Source organism: Polaromonas sp. (assembly GCF_029945685.1).
Classification (GTDB): domain Bacteria; phylum Pseudomonadota; class Gammaproteobacteria; order Burkholderiales; family Burkholderiaceae_C; genus Polaromonas.
Genome location: NZ_JAQSDA010000008.1, coordinates 265227 through 275381, shown reverse-complemented (window position 1 = coordinate 275381; position 10155 = coordinate 265227). Strand labels below are relative to the sequence as shown.

At 66.0% G+C, this 10155-nt stretch carries 12 protein-coding genes and 1 riboswitch; of the genes, 3 read left to right on the top strand and 9 right to left on the bottom strand.

Annotation, left to right across the window (positions count from 1 at the left end; genetic code table 11):
* Positions 1–133: 133 nt before the first annotated feature.
* Positions 134–490, bottom strand: a complete 357-nt coding sequence (locus PSV26_RS06735) for a hypothetical protein (RefSeq protein WP_300569067.1) — start codon at positions 488–490, stop codon at positions 134–136.
* 179 nt (positions 491–669) lie between these two features.
* Between PSV26_RS06735 and PSV26_RS06730 the strand changes: the two genes are divergently transcribed.
* The 3 genes from PSV26_RS06730 to PSV26_RS06720 are packed head-to-tail and all read left to right on the top strand — an operon-like array spanning position 670 to position 1832.
* A complete protein-coding gene (locus tag PSV26_RS06730; protein WP_300569064.1) occupies positions 670–975 on the top strand; it encodes a DUF883 family protein in 306 nt (101 codons plus the stop codon).
* Positions 976–1021: 46 nt separating this feature from the next.
* Positions 1022–1465 carry a phage holin family protein gene (locus PSV26_RS06725; RefSeq protein WP_300569061.1) on the top strand — a complete coding sequence of 148 codons (444 nt, stop codon included), beginning with the start codon at positions 1022–1024 and terminating at the stop codon, positions 1463–1465.
* Complete coding sequence (locus PSV26_RS06720) at positions 1458–1832, top strand: hypothetical protein (protein WP_300511735.1); 375 nt, start codon at positions 1458–1460, stop codon at positions 1830–1832. The genes PSV26_RS06725 and PSV26_RS06720 overlap by 8 nt, the downstream gene beginning before the upstream one ends.
* 123 nt (positions 1833–1955) lie before the next feature.
* Here PSV26_RS06720 and panC read toward each other — a convergent pair whose 3' ends face one another.
* The 8 genes from panC to PSV26_RS06680 form a co-directional block, all read right to left on the bottom strand.
* Entirely contained in the window at positions 1956–2804 is an 849-nt protein-coding gene (gene panC, locus PSV26_RS06715; protein WP_300511876.1) for a pantoate--beta-alanine ligase, read from the bottom strand.
* 166 nt (positions 2805–2970) lie between these two features.
* Positions 2971–3831: a 3-methyl-2-oxobutanoate hydroxymethyltransferase gene (panB, locus tag PSV26_RS06710; protein WP_300569058.1), complete on the bottom strand. Its 861-nt coding sequence runs from the start codon at positions 3829–3831 to the stop codon at positions 2971–2973.
* A 20-nt stretch (positions 3832–3851) separates the two neighbouring features.
* Positions 3852–5060 carry a thiamine phosphate synthase gene (locus tag PSV26_RS06705; RefSeq protein ID WP_300569055.1) on the bottom strand — a complete coding sequence of 403 codons (1209 nt, stop codon included), beginning with the start codon at positions 5058–5060 and terminating at the stop codon, positions 3852–3854.
* The gene (locus PSV26_RS06700) at positions 5057–5860 is read right to left on the bottom strand and encodes a thiazole synthase (protein WP_300569052.1); all 804 of its coding nucleotides are present in this window, start codon (positions 5858–5860) and stop codon (positions 5057–5059) included. Before PSV26_RS06700 ends, PSV26_RS06705 begins: the two co-directional genes overlap by 4 nt.
* Positions 5861–5864: 4 nt before the next feature.
* On the bottom strand, positions 5865–6080 hold the full coding sequence (thiS, locus tag PSV26_RS06695; protein ID WP_300569049.1) for a sulfur carrier protein ThiS: 216 nt from the start codon (positions 6078–6080) through the stop codon (positions 5865–5867).
* Complete coding sequence (gene thiO / locus PSV26_RS06690; protein WP_300569046.1) at positions 6077–7141, bottom strand: glycine oxidase ThiO; 1065 nt, start codon at positions 7139–7141, stop codon at positions 6077–6079. The genes thiS and thiO overlap by 4 nt, the downstream gene beginning before the upstream one ends.
* A gap of 27 nt (positions 7142–7168) precedes the next feature.
* The gene (gene thiC / locus PSV26_RS06685; protein WP_300569043.1) at positions 7169–9070 is read right to left on the bottom strand and encodes a phosphomethylpyrimidine synthase ThiC; all 1902 of its coding nucleotides are present in this window, start codon (positions 9068–9070) and stop codon (positions 7169–7171) included.
* A gap of 96 nt (positions 9071–9166) precedes the next feature.
* Positions 9167–9280, bottom strand: a riboswitch (TPP riboswitch).
* A 69-nt stretch (positions 9281–9349) separates the two neighbouring features.
* Positions 9350–10024, bottom strand: coding sequence for a hypothetical protein (locus PSV26_RS06680; RefSeq protein WP_300569040.1), 675 nt, complete (start codon positions 10022–10024; stop codon positions 9350–9352).
* Between the last annotated feature and the right edge of the window lie 131 nt (positions 10025–10155).

Below are 10155 nucleotides of genomic sequence, written 5' to 3'. Positions count from 1 at the left end.
GCTCCCCGCCATCGCCCAGCGGGGCGAGGGAGGGGCGGGGGGAGGGAGTGGGGAGGGAGTGGGGAGGGAGTGGGGAGTTGAAACTACTGTCCCACGCCAGCTACTGCCGCAGCGTGGCGCCGTAATTCAGAGGTCACCCCTTTTGCTGCATTTTCTCAATCCGCTCGCCCATGCGCGACAGCAGGTACCACCACTCGCTGTCGTCGTCGCGGTAGGTGCGCACCGCACCGGCGCGGACCAGGATCTTGCGCAGTTCGTCGTCGTCGAACCCGCCCAGGTGTTTTTTCAGCACCTCGAAGGACCGGTCGGTGAAGCTTTTGTGGCTCAGGAAATGGCGTGCGGTTTCCTCGGCCATGAACTCGGTCCGGTACTGCTGCTGCAGTGCCTGGATCTGGTGCTTGAACTGCTGCCGGTTCACGGCAAAAGTGACCAGGCCGCCTACCAGCGTGCCGAGCAGGGTGAACAGGGGGGTCAGGAGGGTGGGGTCCATGGTGGGCTCGGGATGGGTTGATCAGCGGGCTGGCCGGATTTTGGCAGTCCGCATTATTGCGGTGAATCAAGGCACCGGCAGGTTTCAACCCGTGCGCGGCCTGCGGCTTTCGGATGGGACTAAACTGATCTCGGGCTCACGCGACGCCTGATTTTTTCCACCGTACTTGGGAGCATGCCATGGACACCACCAGCAAAGACAAACTGATCACCGACATGAAAGTGGTCCTCACCGACGTGGAGGACCTGCTCAAGGCCGCCACCGCCGCCACCGGCGAGACGGCGGCAGCGCTGCGTGAAAAAGCTGCGGGCAAGCTCAAGCTTGCCACCGAAAAACTGACCGACCTGCAGGAAACGGCGCTGCTCAAGGGCAAGGAGGCGGCCAAGGTCACGGACGAGTATGTCCATGCCAACCCGTGGAAGGCGGTCGGCATCGCCGCCGCGGCCGGTTTCCTGATCGGCCTGCTGGTCAACCGCAGGTCATGATCGCCATGACGGGATGCGCCGGCGTGCCGGCGACCCTGTTGTTGCCATGAATACCCCCTTTTCCGAACGCCCTGGCAGCGGCCAGCCGCCGCGCCTCTTCGCATCGCTGCGCCAGCTGGGCCTGACCGCGCTGTCCATGGCGCATACGCGCGTGGCGCTGGCCGGCGTCGAGCTCGAGGAAGAGTTGCAGCGGCTGATCGGCCTGTTGCTGAGCCTGCTGGGGCTGCTTGTTTTCGGCCTGGTTGGCGTCCTGGTCTTCACCTTGATGGTGGTGCTGGCCGTGGATCCTGCGCAGCGCGTCGCGGCGCTGGCGCTTTTTGCGGCTTTGTACCTGGGGTTGGCGGGCTGGTTCTGGTGGCGCGTGCAGCGCACGCTGGCCACGCGGCCGCCTTTCCTGCAGGCCACCTTGGCCGAAATGGCGCAGGACCGCGATGCCCTGCAAGCCGCCTCTGCCGGCGCCACGCCGCGGGATGGAGACCCTCATGGCTGACGCCAGCAGCGAGAGCCAGCGGACGTTGAGAAAACAGTTGCTGTTGATGCGCTCGGCGACAGAGCGTGCCGAACTGGTCCAGGCGCTCGGCGCGGCGCGGCAGTCGGTGACGGTGCTCAAAGGCGGTGTGCCGGGGCTGGCCCTGGTCAAAGGCTTGCCGCTGGCGCTGGGCCTGCTCAGGCGTGCGCCCTTGATCACACCGGTGTTGTCGCTGGTGCTGGCCGGCGCGCGCCGGCCTTTGCTGCGGTACGCCGTGCTCGGTGCGGGTTCGGCCCTGCTGGTGTGGAAGGGCTACGAGTGGTTGGCGGAAAAACGTCGACCGGCGACCGACCCGGCGGATGAACGTGATCCGCCAGCTGCCGCCTGATCTTGCGGCTGCGCGGCAGAGTGCACGTTCACATGGTTTCCGAGTGCTCCTGAATAAATAGCTGCTGGCGCACGTGCATATTGGGCTGGAAGCCATTTTTCTTTCAAGAACCGCAGGCTGACCTCAGATCTCCAGGTTGTCGATCAGGCGCGTGGTCCCCAGCCTGGCCGCGCCCAGCACCACCAGCGGCTCCGCTGCCCCGGTGGTTCCGGGCGGCAGCAGGTCGGCGCGGCGGCGCACGGTCAGGTAGTCGGGGGTCCAGCCGCGGGCGCTCAGGACCTGCATGGCCTGGGCTTCCAGGGCTTCGAGTTTGTCCAGGCCCTGTGCCCTGGCGGCCTCACCCAGCGCCTTCAATGCCCTGGACAGCTGCACCGCTTCAGCGCGTTCCAGGGCATGGAGGTAGCCGTTGCGCGAAGACAGCGCCAGGCCGTCCGCAGCGCGCAGGGTTTCACCGGGGACGATGTCAATCGGCAGGGCAAACTGCTGCACCATGCGCCGGATGATCATGACCTGCTGGTAGTCCTTCTTGCCGAACATGGCGGCGCCGGAGGGCTTGCCGGCGAACACGCAGGAAAACAGCTTCATCACGACCGTGCTGACACCGGTAAAAAAGCCGGGACGGAAATGCCCTTCAAGGATATCTGCCAGTTCGGCCGGTGGATGCACCTTGTAGGTCTGCGGCTCGGGGTAGAGATCGGTTTCTCGCGGCGCAAACAGCACATCACAGCCGGCGGCCTGCAGCCGCTCGCAATCGGCCTCCCAGGTGCGGGGGTAGGTGTCGAAGTCTTCGTGCGGCGCGAACTGCAGACGGTTCACAAAAATGCTGGCCACCATCACGTCGCCCAGCGGTTTGGCCTGGTTCACAAGCGCAATGTGGCCGTCGTGCAGGTTGCCCATGGTGGCCACGAAGGCGGGGCGCTGGAACGGCGCGAGCTGGTCGCGCAGGTCGGTGATGGTGTGAACAATTTTCATGCGTGCCATGTGGGATTGCAGTTCAAAAGAGGCGAACTATACAAGCGTGGGGGTTCCGAATTCAGACCAACCGGGGCCGCGGAACCGGCTTCGCCGGGCCGCAGGCGCAGCGGCCCCCTCGGGGGGCAGCGTAGTACACGGAGTGACAAGCGTGGGGGCCATATCTTCACCAGGCATGCAGCGCATCGACCGGGAAGCGGCCTTCCTTGACGGCGCGCACATAGGCCTGCATCGCGCCCTGCACGCTGTGCGCTTCAGCCATGAAGTTGTGCACGAATTTCGGCATCCTGCCCAGGTTCATGCCCAGCATGTCGTGCAACACCAGCACCTGGCCGGCGGTGCCCGCGCCGGCGCCTATGCCTATGGTCGGGCAGTGTGTCAGCTCTTTCGTCAGTGCCGCCGACAGCGCGGCCGGCACCATTTCGAGCACCAGCATGGATGCGCCGGCGTCTTGCAGCGCGTGGGCCTGGCTCGTCAGGGCGGCGGCGGCTTCATCGCCCCGGCCCTGCACGCGGTAACCGCCCAGGGCATGCACGGTTTGCGGCGTCAGGCCCAGATGGGCGCAGACCGGGATGCCGCGTTCGACCAGGAAGCGCACGGTGTCGGTGGTCCAGCCACCGCCTTCGAGCTTGACCATGTGGGCGCCCGCCTGCATCAGCACCACGGCGCTGCGCAGCGCCTGCTCTTTCGACTCGTGGTAGCTGCCAAAGGGCAGGTCGCCAATCAGCCAGGCGGTGGCCTGGGCGCGGCGCAGGCCACGCGCCACACAATCGGTGTGGTGGCGCATGCTCTCCAGCGTCACACCCACCGTGCTGGACAGACCCTGGCAGACCATGCCCAGCGAATCACCGACCAGGATGCACTCGACTCGGGCGGCGTCGGCCACGGCGGCAAAAGTGGCGTCGTAGGCGGTCAGCATGGTGATTTTTTCGCCTTGGGCATGCATCTCGCGCAGGCGCGGCAGGCTGAGGGGCTTGCGCACGGCCGGGCGCGGCGCGGCGGGCGCATGGTCAGGGGCGTGGGTCATGGCAGGGCCTTTGCAAAAGGTCAGGTGGGCAACAGCGTGGGCTGGGGCAGCAACGGTGCCGTCAGGTGCGGCTGGCTGCGACCACGCTGCACGGCCTGCTGCAGCTGCACGATGGCTGCCTCCGGCGAAACTGCCGCGGTGATGGCACTGATCACCGCCACACCCGCGGCGCCGGCCTGCGCAGCCTGTTCACTCCGCACCGCGTCCATGCCGGCAATGCCGACGACAGGCAGGGGCAACAGCGTGCACCAGTAGGCCAGGTTGTTGTTGCCCTGCGGGATCCAGGGCATGGCCTTGGCTTGGGTGGGATGGATGGGCCCGCAGGCGATGTAGCTGGGTCGCAGTGCCCAGGCGCGGCAGACCTCCCAGTAGGCGTGCGTGCTGATGCCCAGCCGCAGGCCGGCGCGAGCGATCGCTGCGAGGTCGGCGACGTGCAGGTCGTCCTGCCCTAGGTGCACGCCGTACGCGCCTTCTTCGATGGCAAGCTGCCAGTGGTCGTTGATGAACAGTTGGGCACCGGCCGTCGCGGCTACGCGGACGCTCTCGCGGATCTGTTCGCGCACCATCGCGCGCTGGTGCTCACCTTCCGCATTCTTGATCCGTAGTTGCACGGTGCGCACACCGGCAGTCACCACGCGCGCCACCCAGTCGGCGCTATCGACCACCGCGTACAGGCCCAGGTCGGCATCCAGGAGCGAGGCGAAGCCGCTCACGTCTGTCGCCTGCGGCAGGCTGAAATGCGGCAAATTGGCAATCCGCTGTGCGAAATCGGGACGCGCTTGCAGCGGTCCGCCGCCGTGTTGGCTCACGGCATCGCTTCTGGCCATCCAGGCCATAACGATGGCTTCCATGGCGACAAAACCGCGCGCGAGCGCCTGCGCGGCAGCGTCGGCGAAGACCGCGCCTGTATCCGGGTGGCTCTGGGTCTGTCCGGGCGTGGCAGAAGGGCTCAGCCAGCCGCTGGCCTGCGGCGTGTCGGCATAGTCGGCCTCGTCGCCGGTGATCACAACCGCTTCGCAAACGGCGGCGCGCAAACGGGCTGCGGCCTGTGCCACGGCTTCGAGGCTGTCCAGCGCGGCCGTGCCGAGCAAGGTGGCTGCTTCGCGGCGGTTCAGGCAGAGCAGGGCGGCACGCGGCAGGTCCTGCGCGCTGCCGGTCAACAGCCTTTGTATGTCCTTGGCGTTGCCGGCAAAGGTCCAGACCGATGGGGTGTTGGCGGGCGCTGTCATAGGATGAAAGGCCGTCCGGTGACCGGGGTCGAGGCGACGGCCATGTCCTGCTGGGCCATGATGCCGGCTTCGTAAGCGAGGCGTCCGGACTCGATGCCGAGCCTGAAGGCGCGTGCCATCCGCACCGGGTCGCGCGCATGGGCCACGGCCGAGTTGAGCAGCACCGCGTCGTAACCGAGTTCCATGGCCTGGACCGCGTCGGCCGGTGAGCCGATGCCGGCATCCACGATCAGCGGCACACCGGGCAGGCGAGCACGCAAGGTGCGCAGCGCGTAGGGGTTGACCAGTCCCTGGCCCGAGCCGATGGGCGCACCCCAGGGCATCAGGATGCGGCAGCCAGCGTCCAGCAGTCGCTGGCAGCTGACCAGGTCGTCCGTGCAGTAGGGAAACACTTCAAAGCCGTCGCGCGCCAGTTCGGCTGCCGCCGTGATCAGTTCAAAAGGGTCCGGCTGCAGCGTGTGTTCGTCGCCGACCACTTCCAGCTTGATCCAGTGGGTGCCGAACAATTCACGCGCCATCTGCGACAGGGTGACGGCTTCGCGCGCGCTGCGGCAGCCGGCGGTGTTGGGCAGCAGGCGGGCGCCGCTGCTCCGGATCATCCTGTAAAAGTCGTTCTGGGTGCCAGCGCCGCCGGCCGCCATCTGGCGCTTGAGCCCGACGGTGACCACTTCGGCGCCGGAGGCGGCAATCGCGTCCTGCAACACCTGCGGTGACGGATAGCTGGCGGTGCCCAGGAAAAAGCGGCTACCCAGTTCAACACCGGCGATAGGAAAAGTCGACGAATTCGGGGGGGTGGTCATGGGTCTAGCCTCCTGTGATGGCCTGGAAGGTGAAAACGGCATCGCCTTCCACGAGCAGGGTTTGCGCGCGCGCATCGCGTGCCACAAACTCGCCGTTGACCGCACTGGCAAACGAGGCGGGCGGCTGCCCGCTGGTCTCCAGCAGGTCGGCCAGTGTGCTGCCGCCCGGCGCCTGCCGGGCTTCGCCGTTGAGGGTGATGGTGATGGTGATGGTTGTCATGTCAGATGTTGCAGCGTTTGCTCGACCAGCGCCGGCGCAATCAGCCAGCCGTGGCGGAACAAGCCGTTGATGCGGACCAGCCGGGGGCCTTGTTCGACGCGCGGCAGATTATCGGGCAGGGCAGGGCGCAGGTTTGTTTCGGTATGAACAATACGCGCTTCGGACAGTTCCGGAATGATGCTGTGCGCCGCGGCCAGCAGTTCGACCGTGCTGCGCAGCGAGATCGGTGAACGGTCCTCGCTTTCAATCTCGCTGGCGCCGACCACGATGTGATCCCCTTCACGCGGCACCAGGTAGACGCGGTGCCGCGGGTGCAGCAGGCGCACCGGCCGCTGCAGCGCCACGCCGGGCGCATGCAGCCAGATGATTTCACCGCGCACGCCACGCACTTCTGGCGTGAAGCCTTCATCCTTTCGGGGGGCGGAGTTTTCCGGTCGCGCGCCGGTGCCGCGCACATCGAACACACAGTCGTATTTCTTCACGTCCTGCGTGAGATGGATTTCACCGGCCTGCAGGCGCTGCACCGCAGAGTTCCAGTGAAAGCGTGCCCCGGCAGAAGCGGCGGCATGGGCCAGCGCCTGCATGGCCTGTACGGTATGGATCTGGCCCTCGTGCGGCAGCAGCCAGGCGTGCGCCACGCCATGGACTTCGGGCTCAAGGTCGCGCAGGGCCGGTGCGTCGAGCCGCTGCGGTGCGTGACCGGCTGGTGCCTTGTGCTGCAGCAGGTCCACCACGCGGTGAGCCGCGCCTTCGTCGCCGCGGTGTGCCAGCAGCAGGCTGCCACGCCTGTGCAGTTCTACCGGCTGGTCCAGCGCAGCGACGATGGCTGGCCAGAGGTCCATTGAACGCAGGCCCAGCGCAAACACCTGTTCATCGGCCGACTCCAGCTCGGCCGTGGGGCTGAGCATGCCGGCGGCCGTCCAGCCGGCGGCGTAGCTGCCAGCGGCCGGGGCCTGCGGCCCGGGTGCCGGGTCAAAAACCTCGACCGAATGGCCGGTCCGGGCCAGCTCGAAAGCCAGCAGCCGCCCCAGCAAGCCTGCGCCTGCGATACCGATGTGCATGGATGTGTCCGCCCTTGTCAGCGTGGTTCAGAGTTTCTGGATGGGGATGTAAATTTCGCTGCCGCCGTCACGGAACTCGGCCGATTTTGCCTGCATTCCCTGCGTCAGTGCCGCAGCCTCGTCAAGACCTTGTTGCGCCGCAAACTCGCGTACTTCGTGGCTGATTTTCATCGAACAGAATTTCGGCCCGCACATGGAGCAGAAATGCGCGACCTTGCTGACTTCCTTGGGCAGAGTTTCGTCGTGGAATTCGCGCGCGGTGTCCGGGTCCAGCGACAGGTTGAACTGGTCGTGCCAGCGGAATTCGAAACGTGCCTTCGACAGCGCCTCGTCGCGTGCACGCGAAGCCGGGTGGCCCTTGGCCACGTCGGCTGCATGCGCGGCAATCTTGTAGGCAATGATGCCCTGCTTCACATCGTTGCGGTCGGGCAGGCCCAGGTGCTCCTTGGGTGTGACGTAACACAGCATGGCGGTGCCGAACCAGCCGATCATGGCCGCGCCTATCGCGCTCGAGATGTGGTCGTAGCCCGGCGCGATGTCGATGGTCAGCGGGCCCAGGGTGTAGAACGGCGCCTCGTGGCAATGCTTGAGCTGCTCGTCCATGTTGGCCTGGATCATGTGCATGGGCACATGGCCGGGTCCTTCGATCATGGTCTGCACATCGTGCTTCCAGGCGATTTTTGTCAGCTCGCCCAGCGTGCGCAGCTCGGCAAACTGCGCTTCGTCGTTGGCGTCGGCGCCCGAGCCGGGGCGCAGGCCGTCGCCCAGAGAGAAACTCACGTCGTAGGCCTTCATGATCTCGCAGATCTCTTCGAAGTGCGTGTACAGGAAGTTTTCCTTGTGATGCGACATGCACCACTTGGCCAGGATGGAGCCACCGCGCGAGACGATGCCGGTGCGGCGATTGGCCGTCATCGGGATGAAGGGCAGGCGCACGCCGGCGTGGATGGTGAAGTAGTCCACACCCTGCTCGGCCTGCTCGATCAGCGTGTCGCGGTAGATCTCCCAGCTCAGGTCTTCGGCGATGCCACCGACTTTTTCCAGCGCTTGGTAAATCGGAACCGTGCCGATCGGCACCGGCGAGTTGCGGATGATCCAGTCGCGCGTGGTGTGGATGTTTTTGCCGGTGGACAAATCCATCACGTTGTCGGCACCCCAGCGGATGGCCCAGACCAGTTTTTCGACTTCTTCCTCGATGCTCGAGGTGACCGCCGAGTTGCCGATGTTGGCGTTGATCTTCACCAGGAAGTTGCGGCCGATGATCATGGGCTCGACTTCCGGGTGGTTGATGTTGGCGGGAATGATGGCGCGACCGCGCGCCACCTCGTCACGCACGAACTCGGGCGTGACGAAGGCGGGGAGCTGCGCACCCATGGGGTTGCCGCGCACGCGGGCCGCGCGTTCGGCATCGCCCAGGTACTCGGCCATCCATTCGCGTTTGGTGTTTTCGCGCAGCGCGATGTACTCCATCTCCGGCGTGATGATGCCGCGGCGCGCATAGTGCATCTGGGTGACGTTGGCGCCGGCCCTGGCGCGGCGCGGTGTGCGCTGCAGGCCGGACGCCTGGGTGCGCAGGGCGGTGACGCGCTTGACTTCCGGGTCCGAGGCATCCGTGCGATCCTCCCGCCGGGTGCCATCGTCCACGGCTTGCGCGGCCCGGCCTGTGTAGCTCTCGGTGTCGCCGCGTGCCTCGATCCAGGGCGTGCGCAGCGCCTCCAGTCCGCGGCGCACGTCGATGTTGGCCGCTGGGTCGGTATAGGGACCGGAGGTGTCGTAGAGCGTGGCGGATTCGCCGTTGCTCAGGCTGACTTCGCGCATCGGCACGCGAAGGCCGGCGTGGAGCTGGCCGGGTACGTAAATTTTGCGCGAGGCAGGAAAAGGCTCGCGGGTGAGGGACAGCAGTTGGGCGAACTTGTCGGGAGCGTTCATCGGGGCATTCCTTGACGTGCGTTGCGGCACAAAATGCTCCGAAGGTGTGGCCAACACCAGCACTGTGGGATTGGTCGTTGACTGGGCAACCGGGGACCGGAGGCAGTCAGCTCTTCTTACGTCGGTACGAACCGATTCAAGTTCACGGGTTTGGATTGGCCATCTCAGCGACCCGACCACCATGGTCGGGCTGCACCCCGGAGCGAATCCATTCTAGCGCAGTGGCATGGGGTTCCCGAGCTTGGCGACATGCAGGGTGGCGGTGATCCGCCCAAGGGGCTATCTCCGGATGGCAGCGGACAAATCCGTCGTGCTGGTGGCCTGTTGCCCGGCCACCTGCAGGGCGCGTTCCTGGACATCGTAGGAGCCGAAGACTTCACGGGCTGAGCGGGTCTCCGGAAGGATGTAGACGACCCCGTTTGTTCCTGTAAAGGCCGGACTAACCAGCTTGTCGTAGAACTTCACCGGCACATTGATGCAGCCGTAGGAAACCCGGTTGTCGTCGGATGTCAGGCTGTCCAGTCGCTGTGCCCGCGCTTCGCCGGGCGTGCCCTTGACGACCCGATGCAGCGCGATGGCCGTTTCGTAGTCCACCCAGAGGACTTCCTGGCCATGGACATCACGAGCGAGGGATGAGACAAAACGTCCGGCAGGCGTGGTCCGCTCCTCGGGAAGAATGGTGGAAAGCTTGCGCTCGCCAATGCCGGGCACCGAGTCGTCACCACGTGCCAGACCGAGCAACGCTGACGCCGCGCCCTGCAAGCGGCCGGCGGCATCGAACATCAGCACCCTGGCGTGAACTTTGTCCACAATCATGAAAGGCATGCCCTGGCTGTCGCCCGAGTCGACGACCCAGTCGGCGATGTGGGAGGCCTCGGGGGAAGCTCTTTCCCGGCCGAACTGGGCGCGTCTGGGATGACCGGTCGCCGGGTCACGCGCGGAGGAACTGGCCATGGCGGGGGCTGATGGTTTGGCGGCACTCGCGGAAACACCGTGCTGCTGCCCGGTGTCGCCGCCCGCAAAAGCCGCAGGACAGGCAAGGCCAGCCGCCAGCAAAGCCAGGCAGAGTCCGGCCCGCTTCAGGC

Coding starts and splice junctions, on each gene's coding strand:
- thiO (WP_300569046.1), bottom strand. CDS start 7,141: ATGCACATCGGTATCGCAGGCGCAGGCTTGCTGGGGCGGCTGCTGGCT.
- PSV26_RS06705 (WP_300569055.1), bottom strand. CDS start 5,060: ATGACAGCGCCCGCCAACACCCCATCGGTCTGGACCTTTGCCGGCAAC.
- PSV26_RS06735 (WP_300569067.1), bottom strand. CDS start 490: ATGGACCCCACCCTCCTGACCCCCCTGTTCACCCTGCTCGGCACGCTG.
- panB (WP_300569058.1), bottom strand. CDS start 3,831: ATGACCCACGCCCCTGACCATGCGCCCGCCGCGCCGCGCCCGGCCGTG.
- PSV26_RS06730 (WP_300569064.1), top strand. CDS start 670: ATGGACACCACCAGCAAAGACAAACTGATCACCGACATGAAAGTGGTC.
- panC (WP_300511876.1), bottom strand. CDS start 2,804: ATGAAAATTGTTCACACCATCACCGACCTGCGCGACCAGCTCGCGCCG.
- thiC (WP_300569043.1), bottom strand. CDS start 9,070: ATGAACGCTCCCGACAAGTTCGCCCAACTGCTGTCCCTCACCCGCGAG.
- PSV26_RS06725 (WP_300569061.1), top strand. CDS start 1,022: ATGAATACCCCCTTTTCCGAACGCCCTGGCAGCGGCCAGCCGCCGCGC.
- PSV26_RS06680 (WP_300569040.1), bottom strand. CDS start 10,024: ATGGCCAGTTCCTCCGCGCGTGACCCGGCGACCGGTCATCCCAGACGC.
- PSV26_RS06720 (WP_300511735.1), top strand. CDS start 1,458: ATGGCTGACGCCAGCAGCGAGAGCCAGCGGACGTTGAGAAAACAGTTG.
- thiS (WP_300569049.1), bottom strand. CDS start 6,080: ATGACAACCATCACCATCACCATCACCCTCAACGGCGAAGCCCGGCAG.
- PSV26_RS06700 (WP_300569052.1), bottom strand. CDS start 5,860: ATGACCACCCCCCCGAATTCGTCGACTTTTCCTATCGCCGGTGTTGAA.